This window comes from Sandarakinorhabdus sp. (assembly GCF_051860625.1).
Classification (GTDB): Bacteria; Pseudomonadota; Alphaproteobacteria; order Sphingomonadales; family Sphingomonadaceae; genus Sandarakinorhabdus.
The window spans coordinates 1-14,504 of record NZ_JBHYDQ010000021.1; the positions used below are offsets into that span (position 1 = coordinate 1).

Here is a 14,504-nt window from a genome sequence, read left to right on the forward strand (position 1 = left end):
ATCCGGCAGCGCCCGACTATGCCGGCCTGCTGGCCACCAGCACGGGGCCGATCAATGGCGACATCGTCGTCGCCGGCGCGCTGAGTGTGCCCGGCCCGCTCGACCTGCGCGCCAGCGGCCTCATCAACCTCAGCGGTGCGACCACGGCGGGGCTGACCCAGATCGAGGCCGGCAGCGTGCAGTTTGGTGCACTGACCAGCAGCGCTGATGTGGCGATCACGGCCGCGACCAGCGCTGATCTGGGCGGCATCACCGCCACCGGCGCGATCAATGTCAGCAGCGGCGGGCTGCTGACGCTGGCCAGCGCTGATGCGGGCGATCGCATCACGCTTGACGCCGCCGGCGCGGTCACCGCCGCCGGGACGCTGCGTGCTGCGGCCGGCGACGTGTTCGTGCGCGGCAGCAATGTCGATCTCCGCAGCATCAATGCCGCCACTGATATCGGTTTGCTCGCCAGCGGAACCCTTGCAAGCGGCGCCCTGACCAGTGGTCGCGACCTGATCCTGCTGGGCAATACCATCACGACGGGCGCCATCGCCACGCCGGACAGCGGCCGGGTGCGGTTTGGCAACTTCACTCAGGGCGGTCTGCTCGGGTTCACTGCCGGCGTGCCAAGCTATGCAGCCTTGCTCGCCGCCGCCATCGGACAGGTGCAAGGCGATATATCGGTCAACGGCTTCCTGACCGCCGGCTTGCTGGAGGCGTCAACTGCTGGCCGCTTCCAGGCCCGCGAAGGCGTCGATGTCACGGCGGGCGCCATCGTCAACGGCACCATCGTTGACTTGCTTGATGCCAACAGTGCCGGTTTCATCAACATCAACTCGGTCAACAACCTGCTGCTCGGCAATCTGACGGCGGAGGGCGGGCTGGCGCTGGCCACTGCCGGCGACATCACGACCGGTAATCTGGATGTGGGTGGCACGCTGTCGCTGACGACCACCCAGGTTGGCGGCATCGGCGGTGCGCTGGTGACTGGCACAATCCGCGCCAGCGACGATATCAGGCTGAACGCCGCCACCACCCTGACCACAGGCGCGCTGTCGGCCGCTGATTCGGTGTTCTTGGCGGCCGGCGGCACGATCATCACCGGCAACATCGATGCCGGCACGGTGATGCCAGCTTCGGGCGCGGCCGGCGTCGTGTTTGCCTCCACGCCGGGTACGATTTCCACTGGAGCCATCAACGTGTCGGGCAGCGCGACCTTGTCGGGTGTGCTGGGCGTCACGACCGGCAATGTCACGGCGCCAGGTGGCATCGTACTGCTGGATACCGGCGGCATCAGTGCCGGCGCGCTCAGCACATCACCCAATGGCTTCATCTATATCGCCAGCCACGAAATGCTGCCGCAAATCACCTTCGATCCGGCCGGCAATCCGCTGTTTGCCACGTTGCTGGCCAGCACGCCGACCCGGCTGGTGGGCGACATCAGCCTCAGCGGCGCTGCCAACACAGGGCTGTTCGTTGCAGCAGCCACCGGTGGCTTCAATGCCCAAACCATCACCGCGCCGACCAACGTGCTGGTTGATGTCGGCGGCACTGCCACTTTGGCCGGGTCGGTGACGAGTGCGAACACCAGCATCACCTCCAGCGATATCGCCATTGCCGATGGCATTATCATCGGCGGCAATGGCGCAACCAACATCAACCTGACAGCCGACGGAAACGTGCTTGCCGCCATTGGTGGCGCCGCCGTTGATGGCAGCTATAGCCTGACCAACGCCGAATTCGCTGCCTTGCGGGCCAGCAACATCAATGTGCGACTGAACGTTGGCACGATGACGGTGAACCAGTTGGACCTGCCGGCCAGCGTGCCAGGACAGTCCGGCCAGACCGGCCAACCCCAGGCAGTTGCAACCAGCGTAACGCTGCGGAGCGGCGGTGTGTTGCGGGTGACAGGTCCGGTGACGATGGCGCAGGCAACGTCGGCCAATAATCTCTCATTGTTCGCCGACTCTCGCATCGAGGTGGTGCAGGGCAGCGGTCGCATCCAGTTGGGCAGCACTGCAGATATGCCGGCCGCGACCCTAACGCTGACAGCCAACCGCGTGCGGGTGGCGAGCGACACGCTGCTTGGGCAGATCGCCAGCGGCAGCCTGACAGGGATCGCCCGCGACCAGGCCCTGAATGCAGCCGCGACGAACTTGGCGTCTGGCGGCAGCCTGATTGCGGACATCATTCGCATCAACGCCGCGCAAGATGTGCTGATCCAGAACAGCGGCGACGCGCAGACCAGTGCTGGCTTCACAGCTGGCAGTGGCGGTGTGATCATCACTGCGATCGGCAGCCCGAACGAGCTGGTTGAATTGGTTCTGAACGGCCGGGTGCTGGGTGAGGATGGCAACTTTGTGGTCAATGACGGCACCCGCAGCCTGATTACTCTGTTGCCAGATCCGACACGCTTTGCCGCTGGTGCGCAGATCAACGGCTGTGCTCTGGTTTCAGGCTGCGCGGTCGAGCCACCGCCGCCACCGCCGGAGCCGCCGCCGCCACCGCCGTCTCCGCCGGAGCCGCAGCCGCCGGAGCCTCCTTCGCCGCCTGAGCCGCAGCCACAACTGCCGCCGGAACAGAGCGAGCAGCAGGTCGCGGTGATCGTGAACAATGTCGTCGCGCTGACGCCGGACGAGGAACAGCAGCGTGAAGAGGCGCAGGAAGCCGTGGAAAAACTGCCGATCGTGGTGCTGCAGCGCCTGATTGACTTCAGCCCGCTGTTCGCCGCGCCGGACACCAATGATCCGGCAGCCAGCGGCGGCAACCCGGCGTTGTGGCTCGATCCGAGCCCGAGCGGCGTGCGTCGGCCGGGAGGATTGAAGTGAGCTGGCAAACCCATGTGCGCTGGTTGGCAGCCGCCTTGTGCGTCGCCAGCCTCGTGCCAGCACCGGCCGCCGCCGAAAGCCTTGCGCTCGCCGAAAGTTTCCGCATCGGGAATGCCGGCGTGTTGTGCACGGCCCAGGCGCAAGTGGCTGATCCGACGTTGAAAGGCATGTTCGACCGCGGTTATCGCATTGTCTGCCGCGATGCCGCGGCGCCGGTGGGCAGCCTGTATGCGCTGAGATCGGGCCCGCCGGCGCTGACGGCGGGCTGCCCGGCCCCGGTGGCAACATCGGTGCCGGGCATCACCGGCGCCATGGTCAGCAATTGCACGGTTGATGGGCTGAATCGCCTGCGCATCCAGGTCATGCAGGGCCGCACCCTTTATGTGGCCGATGGCTTTGCCGGCTATGCCTCGGCGCTGGAACTGGGTTTGCGGACCTTGCTGGCCGACGCGCCGGTGACCGGCACGGTCGAAGTGGCGGCCACCGAAGCTGGCGATCCGGCGGCATTCGCGCGCATCCAGGCCGGCAGTCTGGAGCCGGGCGAGGCGCTTGCCGAAGCCTATGCTCGCAACAACGCCTCCAGCTTTGCTGAAGCGGCTGAATTTTTCGATCTGCTGGTGGAGCGCAACCGTCAGGGGGCGCCGGGATTTACCCGCAGCGCGGATTATCTGGCCAACGAAGGCCTGCAGAAATCCAATCTGGGCAATTTTGCCGAAGCCGAACGTCTGTTCGCGCGCGCCGCCCAGACGCTGGACACTAGTGATCCCGTGGCCAGCCGCCTGGTACGCAACGCCCTGGCACAGCACCGTTTGAATACCCGCCAGAACCAGGGCGCACTGGATGTCCTCGCACGCTCGGTGGGCGGCAATGTCGGCACCACCGCTGCCGGCCGGCTGGCAGCCGGCTATATCGACACGCCCCTGTCGCAGCGCCTGAACACCGACGATGCCGCCATCCGCGCACTTGGTTCGGGCAGCGCCGGTTTGACGCCGGAGGAACGGTTGCAGATCCTCGACGCGCAGGCGCTGTATCTGCGCGGCGCGGCGCAGGCTGGTCTTGGCGATCTGGCGGCTGCCGATGCGGCGCTTGCCGACGCGGACACACAATTGGCGCGGGTGCGCTCTGGCCGGGTGTTGTCCATCCTGTGGCTGCGCGCGGCGGTCGCTACCGAACGTGGCCGTGTGGCAGAGCAATTGGGCCGGGCTGACGAGGCTTTGGCTGCGCTGGCCAATGCCGTGGCGCTGACCGAACTGCAATATCCGCAATCGGCTGCCTTGCTCGCGGCACAGGCCCGGCAGGCCGCCCTGCTGCAGCGCCAGGGCCGCAATGCCGAGGCGGCGCCGCTGTTCCGCAGCATCGTGAAGGCCGCGCCCGATACGCCTGGTGCCGGCCAATTGCTGCGGCCTTTGCTGGTGCCATGGTTTGCCGGCCTCGCTGCCCAGGGTGACGCCACTGCCGCTGCCGATTTGTTCGATGCCAGCCAAATCCTGCTGCGGCCGGGTGTGGCGCAGACCCAGGCCGTGCTGGCCCGCGAATTGTCGGGTGGCAGCGACGCCGCCTCGGCGTTGTTTCGCCAATCGGTGACCTTGTCACGCGATCTGGTGCGCACCCAGGCCGATATCAGCCAACTCGCCCAGATCGAGACGCCCAGCCCGATCGAGCAGGAACAGGCAGCCTCCTTGCGCGACCGACTGGTGCAATTGAGCCGCGACCAGACCGCCGTGCTGGCCCGGCTGGCAGATTTTCCGCGCTATCGCAGCATCAGCAACACCACGGTGACCATTGCCGGCCTGCAGGAAGCGCTGGGCGGCGATGAAGCCTATTTCAAGCTGATCCTGCTGGGTGATGAGGCTTATGCGCTCGTGCTCGGCCGGCAGACGGCGTCAGTGCATCCGATTGCTGCCACGGCCAAGGAGCTGGGCGAGCTGGTGAAAGCCATTCGCGACACGGTGGTGATCTTTGAAAATGGCCGGCCAACCACCTATCCGTTCGATGCAGCCGCCGCACGCCGGCTGTACAAATTGCTGGCCGGGCCGGAAGACGGAGCAGCTGCAAAATTGCTGCTGGCCAGCCGGCATCTGGTGGTCGAACCCGATGGGGCCTTGCTGCAGTTGCCGTTCAACTTGCTGATCACTGCCGACGACAATCTGGCGGCCTATCAGGCCCGGCTGGACGACGAAAACGCCGATCCATTTGATGCCCGCGGGCTGGCCTGGCTGGGCCGTGACCGCATGGTGTCCACAGCGACCTCGCCGCGGGCTTTCCTGGATGTGCGCAACATTGCTGGCAGCCGTGCCGAAAAGGCCTATCTGGGGCTGGGCCAAAACAGCATTCCCACCGAAGCGCGCCCGCCAGAATTGCTGGTCGCTGCCACGGCGCCCGCACCAGTGCCTGCAACGGCAGCAGGTGGCCGCAGCGGCAGCACCCGCGGCGCCTCGGCGTTGATCGCCGCGCTGCCCGCCGCCGCCAGCGCAATTCCGACCATCCCCAAGCCGCCCGCCAACGCCAGCGCCGTGCCGCCCCGCGGCGAGTGTGACTGGCCGCTGGCCGAATGGTCGCGACCGATCGCGGACACAGAGCTGAGATTGGCAGCCGATCTGTTGCGCAGTGGCGGCGCAGCCGTGGCAACGGGCAATGAATTTACCGATACGGCCATGATGGCGCGCACCGATCTGAAAAACTATCGCGTCATCCATTTTGCCACGCACGGCCTCGTCACGGCGCCGCGGCCCGAATGCCCCGCGCGGCCAGCGCTTTTGACCAGCTTTGGCGGCGCAGGCACCGATGGCCTGCTCAGCTTCAGCGATATCTTCGATCTCAGCCTCGATGCCGATACGATCATCCTGTCGGCCTGTGACACGGCCGGTGCCGCTACCGCATCGGCCACGCGTGAGGCTGGCATCACCACCGGCGGCAATTTCGCGCTCGATGGCCTGGTGCGCGCCTTCGTCGGCGCCGGCGCGCGCGCTGTAATTGCCAGCCACTGGCCGGTGCCCGACAGCTTCGATGCGACGCGCACCTTGATCACCGGCTTGTTCGCCAACGCCGGGCAGATCGCGGTAGGCGAGGCATTGCGCCAGTCGCAGCAGCGCATGATGGACGTATTGGAAACGTCGCATCCTTATTACTGGTCAGGCTTTGCGATCATTGGTGATGCTGCAAAGCCACTGATCGGGAAAGCAAACGGCGCAACTGCTGCGGGTGCCGCAGGCGCTGCTGCACACGAACGCTGATCGCCCGGCATGTCTGGTCGAGTCGCCAATCTGCAACGTGCGGTAGCTCAGGCCGGGCCGCTTCGGCTGGGGGTAACGCTGCTGGTCTTGGTGATGGCGTTGGTGGTGGCGCGCTACAGTTGGAACCTCACCTTTGCCGTGTCGGCCGAACGCGGGCTTTATGATGTTCGTGTCGATCTGAATGCACCGCGTGTCGATCAGGACGAGCGGGTGGTGCTGGTGGTGTTCACCGAGGAAACGCTGGCGGCAACCGGCAAACGATCGCCGCTCGACCGCACGATGCTGGCGCGCGCGCTGACCAATCTGGATGCATTGGGCCCCAGGGCAATCGGCGTCGACATTCTCATCGATCAGCCGCAGCCCGAGGACCCGGTGCTGAAGGCAGCACTGCTTGGCATGAAGACCCCGACCTATTTCGGCTTTTCGAGCAGTACCGAGAATGGCGAGTTTGTTCAGCCCTGGCAGGAAGCCCATATGCGCGAATTTTTCGGCAGCGTGGTCTCGGCGCCGGTACGCACCGCCAATATCCGCCTCGATGTGGATAGCGACAACACGTGGCGGCAATGGCCTGAGCCGGCGCAGCGACCGCCAGGGCTGCTGGTCAACCGCATCATCGGCAAGACTGGCTATGAACGCTACCGGGGATCGGCGATGTTCCGTAAGCCGCTGCTGGCCGATCGCCCCGTGTTTGCGTCCCTGCCGGTCGACCTGTTCGGCGATGCCGCAACCGCGGCCGCGCTGCAGGACGCGATCGCCGGCAAGATCGTGCTGCTGGGCGCTGATCTGCCCGAAGTGGATCGGTTCATCACACCGTTCACCCGCATTTCCGGCGTCACCACACCTGGCGTGGAACTGCATGCCGTGTTGATTGCCCAGGCATTGGACGGCACGCGCCTCACCCCGATCCCGCCCGCTGTGTTGTGGGCCCTGGCGCTGCTCGCGGTACTGCTGGGTACGCTGACCGGTGGCTTCGATCTGGGCGTGCGTGTGCTCGGCCCGCTGGTGATTGCCGAGGTCGGTCTGCTTGGCTGGCTACCCTATGCAATGCAGGGCTGGGGATATGATACCTATGGCTTGCCCTGTGCCGGCCTGGGGGTCGGCTGGCTGTTGGCCTTGATGGCGGCGTCCACGACAGCGCGTCTTGTCGGCGCCGATCAGCGCAAGTTCGCGCAAGGCGCGCTGGGCAAATATCTGCCGCGCGATGTGGCCGAACAGATACTGCGCGAACCGGAAAAGCTGGCCTTGAAGGGTGAACGGCGGCCGATCTTTGCCCTGTTCAGCGACATCGAAGGATTTACGTCGATGTGCCAAAGCCAGCCGCCGGAAGTCGTTGCTGCCACGTTGAATGAATATCTCGATACGATGAGCGACGTGGTGCTGAAACATGGTGGCACCATCGATAAATTCGTGGCCGATGCCGTGGTGGCCTTCTGGGGCGCTCCGCTCGCGCGCCCGGATGACGCCGCCCGGGCCTTGGCTTGCGCCGTGGAGATGGCACAGGCCGGCGAGCGATTTCGCCATGCCGAAGGGGCTCGGCCCGCGATGGGTCGTACCCGCGTAGGCATGCATTGGGGCGATGTTGTTGTGGGAAACTTCGGCGGTGAAGGCCGTATCCAGTACACGGCGCTGGGCGATTCGATGAACGTCGCCGCCCGGTTGGAGGGCGCGAACAAGAAGCTGAAGACCGCCGCGCTGATCAGCCGCGAAGCCGCCGAGAAGATGGGATTGGACCGCTTTCGTGCCATGGGCCGGGTGCGGGTGCGCGGCCGTGACAAGCCGATCGAAGTGTTCGAACCGCTGGGCGCAGGCGCCGCTGTGCAGGATCCGGAGCTTGCCAGCCTCTACGCCGACTTCGAGCGCGGCGAGACGCAGGCGCTGGACCGGCTGAAGCAACACGTTGCCGCTGCACCGCAAGACAAGGCACTCACGTATCTGGTACAACGACTGGAACAGGTAGGACCGGGAGGCATCTATGATCTCGATTAAGACTCTGGGCGTGCTGGCAACATTGCTGGCGGCAACGGCGGCAACGGCTGGCCCGCTGGTGGTAAGGGCGGCCGGGCCGTCTGCAGTTGGCTTCAAGCCTGGGCAGCGTTTGCCCGATGGGCCGTTGACCCTGAAGGCCGGCGATTCGATCGTCGTGCTCGATGCCAAGGGCACCCGCAGCTTTTCTGGCCCCGGTACTTTCAGCCTGGCCGCACCCAGCGCTGCTGCACAGGAGGTGGCCTTCACTGACCTGCTCGTGCAGAAGCCCGCGCGCCGCGCCCGGATCGGGGCCGTGCGTGCCGCCGGCCAGGATCAGGGTCCGCCCACGCCGCCCGGCGTCTGGGCTCTCGACACGCGCACCAGCGACACCGTGTGCGCCATCGATCCCGCCAACATTGCGCTGTGGCGGGCCGAAACCACGGCGGCGCAGACGCTGACCGTCACGCGTGAGGACGGCAGCAGCGCCAGCGTGATGTTTGGCCCGGGCCAGGCGCTGGCCAACCTGCCGGAAGCCGTTGCCGGCAAGGCCGGGATGCTGACGATCAATGGCGGCAAGGCGCCGGTGACGCTGACCATCAAACAATTGACTGCGCCGGCCGATGTCGAAGCGCTGGGTGCCGCTTTGGCCAGTGCCGGTTGCGACAGCCAGTTTCTGCGTCTGGCCGCCAATACGCTCCAGAACTGAGGCGCTTAGCGCAAGGTGAAACGCACCTTGCGGTTGCGGAAATCCAGGCTGACGCGGCGGAAGCTGGACAGCAGATCGGAGCCTAGAAAGATCGCCGGCCGTTCCGCCAGACCAAACAGGTGGAACGGCGGCGCGTCCGCAAAGGCAACCACGACATTGTTGAGGTAAAGCCCGCCGATCCGGATGTTGTTCAGCACGACGGCATCGGCTTTCAATACCTGGCCGGTGACCGACAGCAGCTCGATTTCCTTCATGCCGGCTGGCCGCCGGTTGCCGAACAGGCGCTCGCGCAGCGCGGGATTCCCCAGGGTAATCTCGCTGCCGGTGTCGATCACGGCCGACACGCCGCGGTTGGAGACGGAGGCCTCAGTGATGATCAACTGGCCCTTGCGGCGGCGGGCAGTCACCACGATTTCGCCGCTGCTGCCGCCCGTATAAGGCTGTCGCGAATCCTGCACCGTGATCGTGCGCTTGTCGAAATCCAGCATAAGCCGTTGATCGGCGAGCGCATCGATGCCGATCAAGCCATCTGCGCCCAAGTGATCAGCCGCCAACGACGGCGCAGTGATCGGGCCGATATCGGATTGCCCCAAGCTCAACTCCGCGACCTCGACCGTGGCGACCTCGCGCATGCCGGCCATGCCCTGCACGCGCACCGGTGCGCCGGCTGGCAAGCCGAGTTGCAGAGCCAGCCCGTCGCTGACCACCGAGCGATCGGCGCCCGAATCGACCAGGAAGCGGTGCGGTCCGCTGTTGTTCACCTTCACGTCGATGAACAGGCGCTTTTTCAGTTGCTCGGCTTCGAGTGCTTCGCCTTCGATCTCCAGGCTGTCGTCGATGGTGGCTGCAGCGATGAAGGGCTCGCTGGGCGGCGGCGGGATCATGGCGGGCGCAGGGGCCCCAACGGTGGTAACAACGAACCACAAGGCAATCATACTCATCGCCAGAGTTTCTGCCCAATGCTGCAGCAACGCAAGAGGCCGCAGTGGCGCGGGGCAGCGCGGGCGCTTACTCCGGCGTCAGGCTGATACGATTGCCATCGGGCAGGCGGCGGAACACATAAGTCTTGCCGTCAGCCAGTGCGAAGCGTTCCCGCATCACCGGCGCGTCGCAGCGGATGTCGCGATAGCTGCTGTTGACCATCACCTTTTCCTTGGGCTCGAGCTGGATGGTCATCGCGGTGTCGCGCGCTTCGGTGGACAGGCGGCAGCGCAGGCCGCTCATGGTTTCGTTGCGGAAGCCATGGCCGGTGTCGGCCAGCGCCGGGACCGCAGCCAGCAGCGCGGTGGCCAGTACGATCATCTTGGTGCGCATCGTTCGTTTCCCTTCGTGGCAGATTATATGATGCCACGTTGCTGCAATTCGGCAAGCTCATCGGCGTCGAGGCCCAGCATGCTGCCATAGACCTCTTCATTGTCCTGCCCAATGGTTTCAGGGGCATGGCGGCGAATGGCGCCTGGTGTGGCTGACAGGCGGGGCATCACATTCTGCATCGTCACCGTGCCGAGGCCAAGGTGCGGCACAGCAACGATCGCCTCACGCGCCCTGAAATGCGGGTCGTCCAGCATGTCCTGCGGGCGATAGAGTCGACCGGCCGGCACGCCGGCCGCGACCAACCTGGCCTCCAGCTCGGCAATCGTGTGTCTTGCTGTCCATTCGCCAATATATTCATCGAGTTGGTGCTGGTGCCGCCCGCGCGCTTCGTGGGTGGCATAGCGTGGGTCCTGGGCCAGTGTCGGCTGGTCCATGGCGGCACAGAGCCGGGCAAACACCGTGTCCTGGTTGGCGCCGATCAGATAGTCGCCGTCCTTGGCCGGATAGACATTGGACGGAGCGATGCCGGGCAGGATTGCACCAGAGCGTTCCCGCACGAAGCCCGACGCTGCATAATCGGGCACCATACTTTCCATCACCTGCAGCACCGCCTCATAGAGCGCGGAATCAACCACTTGGCCTTTGCCGGTGGCGTGGCGATGGTTGAGCGCGGCCAGCGCACCGAGTGCGCCATAGGTGGCGGCCAGCGTGTCGCCGATCGAGACGCCCATGCGCGCCGGCGGGCGATCAGGGTCACCAACGATGGCGCGCCAGCCACCCATCGCCTCCCCAATCAGGCCGAAGCCGGCGCGGGCGGCATAGGGCCCGGTCTGGCCATAGCCGGAGACGCGCACGATGATCAGGCCGGGGTTGCTTTCGTGCAGGGACGCGGGCGCCATGCCCCATTTTTCCAGCGTGCCGGGCCGGAAATTTTCGATCAATATGTCTGCCTTTGCAATCAGTTGCTGCGCCAGGACCTGGCCTTCGGCGGTGCGCAGATTGCATGATACGCAGCGTTTGTTGCGGGCAATCACCTGCCACCACATCGGCTGGTCACCGCCGCCCCAGCCGCGCATCGGGTCGCCCGCCCCCGGTGCCTCGATCTTGATGACATTGGCGCCCATGTCGCCGAGCAACTGACCGCAGAAGGGGCCGGCAATGAGCTGGCCCATCTCGATCACGGTCAGCCCAGCCAAGGGACCTTTATTTTCAATGACGTGATCAATCATTGCGCCGCGGGCAGCCCACGTGCCACGAAATCGCCAGCCTTGCCGGCGCGGCTGGGCAACGGGCGGCCCATGATGCCGGCAAACCACCGGTTGGCCGCCAGCACTGCCGCCAGATCATAGCCGGTAGCGATGCCGGACTTGTCGAACAAATAGAGAAGTTCCTCGGTGCCGACATTGCCGGCAGCGCCGGGCGCGAACGGGCACCCGCCCAGACCACCGAGCGCTGAGTCAAAGGTGCGGCACCCGGCCTGATACCCCGCCCAGGCATTGGCCGGCGCCAGGCCACGGGTGTCGTGCAAGTGCAGGCGGATCGGGATCGGCGCGATCGCGGCGATGACCCGGGTCGTCAGTTCCTGCACCTGCGCCGGCACCGCGACGCCGATCGTGTCGGCCAGCGCGATTTCCTGGGCGCCGGCGTCGGCCATGCGAGCGGCTAGTGCGACGACATGATCGGGTGCGATGGGGCCTTCGTAGGGGCAACCGAAGGCGGCGCTGATGGTGACTTGTGCGAACAGCCCGGCGTCGCGGGCCTTCTTCAGCATGGCGCTGTTGGCGGTGATGCCATCGGTGACGCGCTGGCCCTGGTTAATGATGCCGAAACTGTCGCTGGCAACCAGCACACAGCCGGCTTCATCAAGTGGGCGGGCGGAACTGAGGGTGGAAATCGCCCGGTCAACGCCGCGTTCGTTCAGACAAAGCCCGATGAATCGCACGCCGCGCCCTTCAGGCAAGCCGGCGACCACATGTTCCGCATCGGCCATCTGCGGCACACGGCGCGGATTGACGAAGCTGGCCACCTCGATCCGGCGGGCGCCCATGGCAATCAAGTGATCGATGAGCGCAAGTTTATCAGCGGTTTCAACAAAGCCGGCCTCGTTCTGCAGGCCGTCCCGGGGGGAGACCTCGACGATCGAAACTTCTGCGGGGGCGATCATGACAATCACGGAAGCACAATCGGCCGATGGAGGCAAATCCAGCGAAAATGCATCCGGATTCTGCCCGATGTGGCGGCCGAACCGTGGGTATTGGTGTCCCATATTGGGCAATGCGCCTTTGCGCGCATTTGGCCCGGGCAATCCACCCGCTTTGATGGGGCAATATGCGTGACCTTATGGGACGAGCTTGCACGACGGGCCGGTTGGGGGCCGAGGCTTTCAAGAAAAGTTGAAGCTCACCGACAATCGGTCCGCCTTGGCGGCGCTGGGCAGCACTTCGTGGCGCAGCCAGCTTTCCCACAGCAGCAGCAGGCCCGGCGCCGGCGGCACCGAAACGAACGTCGTCGCCTCGCGCGGCGCGTCGCTGCGGCGGGGCGGGGCGTGCATCAGCATCGGCAACCGCGGATCCTCGAAACGGATGGCGCCGGCGCCGTCAGGCACCTCCAGATACAGCGTACCCGAAATGATGCTGTGCGGGTGGATATGGCCGCTGTGGCCGCCGCCGGGTTTGAGGATATTGACCCACAGGCTGTCGAGCCGCGGGCGCCGTCCGGCCAGATCGAGATGCGCCGCCGCCGCAAACGTGGTCGCCTGCCGCACCAGCCAGCGCGCCAGCGTGCCGAACGCCGGATCGCGCACCGGCAGATCATTGAGCGAGGCATAGCTGGTGTAGCCGCGATAGCGGTGATCCCTGCACCAGCGCCGTCCGGCCATATCGTCCACCGCCAGCACCCGCACGCTGGCCGCCAGATCGGCCAGCAGTGCCGCATCCGCGAGCTGGCCCTGCCACAACGGCGTCACGAACAATGGCTGGATGGTCATGCCGCTGCCTGTCGCGCGTCGACGCAGCTTAGGCAAGCCCGCCAGTTCCCTCCAGAATGGATGGAGTCCACCCCGAAACCGCGCAGGCCCATTTCGGACCTGTCGTTACCCACCCTGGATGCTGTGGCCAACCCGGCGGGCCGCCATCCAGGGAGAGTGATGATGCGCAGCAACCAGACCCACGGAATTCGACAGCTCGGCGTCAGCCTGCTGGCGATGATCGTCCTGGTTACTGCTGGCCCGGCGCTGGCCGGCAAGACCGTGGTGATGACCGACACCACCCGCGCCGCAGCACTGGCCGCGCTGCAGCCCGGCGACACGTTGCAGTTGGAGGGTGTGTTCAACACCATTCTCACCCTGTCCAACCGCGATTTCGGCGGTGTTCAGGTCAACGCGCATGGTGCAAGCTTGTTGCAGGGCATGCGGTTGAACGATGTCCAGAATATCGCGGTTTCCGGTGGCACCTTTGGCAGCGCCACGGTCAACACCCGCGAATGGTACGCGGTGACCTTCGAGCGGGTGACCAATGTCAGCCTGAGCAGTGCCAACATCATCGGTACCGGCAGCAACAATCGCGGCGGAATGCTGGTGCGTACGGCCAATTTCCTGACGCTGCGCGACAATCAGGTCAGCGGGGTCCGGATGGGCATCCACATCGGCGGCGCCAGGGATAGCCTGATCACCAACAACCACTTCAACGATATGACCGAGGACGGGTTGCGTCTGATCAGCAGCAATCGCGTGATCGTTTCGGAAAACCGCTGCACCAACTTCATTCCGCACAGCACCGCCCATCCGGATTGTGTGCAGATGTGGACCGGATCGGAATCCTCTGCCCTGGGCCTGGTCCAATCCGACATCTACGTGATGAACAACACGGCGATCGGCGACATGCAGGCGTTCGTGTCGCTTGATCCGCGCGCATTCAGCGGCGAACGGATCACCTTTGCCGGCAACTATGCTGCGGTCAGTTATCCGCACGGCATCAGTTGCCTGGGCTGTCGCGACAGCCTGATCAAGGACAATGTGCTGGTCACCATGCCCAATTCGCAGTGGGAAACCACCATCCGCACCGGCACGGCCGTGAGTGTGGTGCGTGAAAACAACCCGCGGTTTGATCTGCGCCACTTGGCCGGCACGACGGATTTCGTGCTGCCGGACCGGATCTGGTCCGATCTGGTGCCGACTCTCGACGGACGGGTGGGCAGCGATATGGTGTCGCGGATGTGGAACAGCCGGTCGCAATCTGACGGCGGGGATGGCGGCGGTGATGGCGGTGACAATCTGGCGCGCTTTGGCGTTAATGGTGCCGCGGTGCCCGAACCGGAAAGCTGGGTGTTGTTCCTGCTGGGATTTGCACTGGTCGGTCGGGCGCTGCGCAACCACCGTTCCGGCCCGCGCCATGCGCTGGCCTAGGCTCCGGACTCAATTGCACCAGAACGTGAGGCTTGCGGCGAGGTGCGTGGCTGAGAGGTAGTTTCTGGCGA

General features: G+C 65.4%; 10 protein-coding genes. 5 read left to right on the top strand and 5 right to left on the bottom strand.

What is annotated here, in order from left to right; genetic code table 11:
• The 4 genes from ACTIEZ_RS15035 to ACTIEZ_RS15050 form a co-directional block, all read left to right on the top strand.
• On the top strand, window positions 1–2,813 hold a 2,813-nt coding region (locus tag ACTIEZ_RS15035), incomplete at its 5' end, for a beta strand repeat-containing protein (protein ID WP_439547504.1).
• Window positions 2,810–6,046, top strand: coding sequence for a CHAT domain-containing protein (locus tag ACTIEZ_RS15040; RefSeq protein ID WP_439547505.1), 3,237 nt, complete (start codon window positions 2,810–2,812; stop codon window positions 6,044–6,046). The genes ACTIEZ_RS15035 and ACTIEZ_RS15040, both read left to right, overlap by 4 nt.
• A 9-nt stretch (window positions 6,047–6,055) precedes the next feature.
• Entirely contained in the window at window positions 6,056–8,032 is a 1,977-nt protein-coding gene (locus tag ACTIEZ_RS15045; protein WP_439547506.1) for a CHASE2 domain-containing protein, read from the top strand.
• On the top strand, window positions 8,019–8,717 hold the full coding sequence (locus tag ACTIEZ_RS15050) for a hypothetical protein (RefSeq protein ID WP_439547507.1): 699 nt from the start codon (window positions 8,019–8,021) through the stop codon (window positions 8,715–8,717). The genes ACTIEZ_RS15045 and ACTIEZ_RS15050 overlap by 14 nt, the downstream gene beginning before the upstream one ends.
• Window positions 8,718–8,722: 5 nt before the next feature.
• On the opposite strand, the gene ACTIEZ_RS15055 is transcribed toward ACTIEZ_RS15050, so the two are convergent.
• From ACTIEZ_RS15055 to ACTIEZ_RS15075, 5 genes are all read right to left on the bottom strand, one after another.
• A complete protein-coding gene (locus ACTIEZ_RS15055) occupies window positions 8,723–9,658 on the bottom strand; it encodes an aspartyl protease family protein (protein WP_439547508.1) in 936 nt (311 codons plus the stop codon).
• Window positions 9,659–9,725: 67 nt separating this feature from the next.
• The gene (locus tag ACTIEZ_RS15060) at window positions 9,726–10,031 is read right to left on the bottom strand and encodes a hypothetical protein (RefSeq protein ID WP_439547509.1); all 306 of its coding nucleotides are present in this window, start codon (window positions 10,029–10,031) and stop codon (window positions 9,726–9,728) included.
• A gap of 23 nt (window positions 10,032–10,054) precedes the next feature.
• Complete coding sequence (locus tag ACTIEZ_RS15065) at window positions 10,055–11,260, bottom strand: CaiB/BaiF CoA transferase family protein (RefSeq protein WP_439547510.1); 1,206 nt, start codon at window positions 11,258–11,260, stop codon at window positions 10,055–10,057.
• Window positions 11,257–12,195 carry a hydroxymethylglutaryl-CoA lyase gene (locus ACTIEZ_RS15070; RefSeq protein ID WP_439547511.1) on the bottom strand — a complete coding sequence of 313 codons (939 nt, stop codon included), beginning with the start codon at window positions 12,193–12,195 and terminating at the stop codon, window positions 11,257–11,259. The genes ACTIEZ_RS15065 and ACTIEZ_RS15070 overlap by 4 nt, the downstream gene beginning before the upstream one ends.
• 219 nt (window positions 12,196–12,414) lie before the next feature.
• Window positions 12,415–13,017: a TIGR02466 family protein gene (locus ACTIEZ_RS15075; RefSeq protein WP_439547512.1), complete on the bottom strand. Its 603-nt coding sequence runs from the start codon at window positions 13,015–13,017 to the stop codon at window positions 12,415–12,417.
• A gap of 159 nt (window positions 13,018–13,176) precedes the next feature.
• Between ACTIEZ_RS15075 and ACTIEZ_RS15080 the strand changes: the two genes are divergently transcribed.
• Window positions 13,177–14,433: a NosD domain-containing protein gene (locus tag ACTIEZ_RS15080; RefSeq protein ID WP_439547513.1), complete on the top strand. Its 1,257-nt coding sequence runs from the start codon at window positions 13,177–13,179 to the stop codon at window positions 14,431–14,433.
• The last annotated feature ends 71 nt before the right edge of the window (window positions 14,434–14,504 follow it).

What these genes read in the sequence shown, in the direction of transcription:
- ACTIEZ_RS15045 (WP_439547506.1), top strand. Translation starts at nt 6,056, where the DNA reads ATGTCTGGTCGAGTCGCCAATCTGCAACGTGCGGTAGCTCAGGCCGGG.
- ACTIEZ_RS15050 (WP_439547507.1), top strand. Translation starts at nt 8,019, where the DNA reads ATGATCTCGATTAAGACTCTGGGCGTGCTGGCAACATTGCTGGCGGCA.
- ACTIEZ_RS15055 (WP_439547508.1), bottom strand. Translation starts at nt 9,658, where the DNA reads ATGAGTATGATTGCCTTGTGGTTCGTTGTTACCACCGTTGGGGCCCCT.
- ACTIEZ_RS15060 (WP_439547509.1), bottom strand. Translation starts at nt 10,031, where the DNA reads ATGCGCACCAAGATGATCGTACTGGCCACCGCGCTGCTGGCTGCGGTC.
- ACTIEZ_RS15065 (WP_439547510.1), bottom strand. Translation starts at nt 11,260, where the DNA reads ATGATTGATCACGTCATTGAAAATAAAGGTCCCTTGGCTGGGCTGACC.
- ACTIEZ_RS15070 (WP_439547511.1), bottom strand. Translation starts at nt 12,195, where the DNA reads ATGATCGCCCCCGCAGAAGTTTCGATCGTCGAGGTCTCCCCCCGGGAC.
- ACTIEZ_RS15075 (WP_439547512.1), bottom strand. Translation starts at nt 13,017, where the DNA reads ATGACCATCCAGCCATTGTTCGTGACGCCGTTGTGGCAGGGCCAGCTC.
- ACTIEZ_RS15080 (WP_439547513.1), top strand. Translation starts at nt 13,177, where the DNA reads ATGATGCGCAGCAACCAGACCCACGGAATTCGACAGCTCGGCGTCAGC.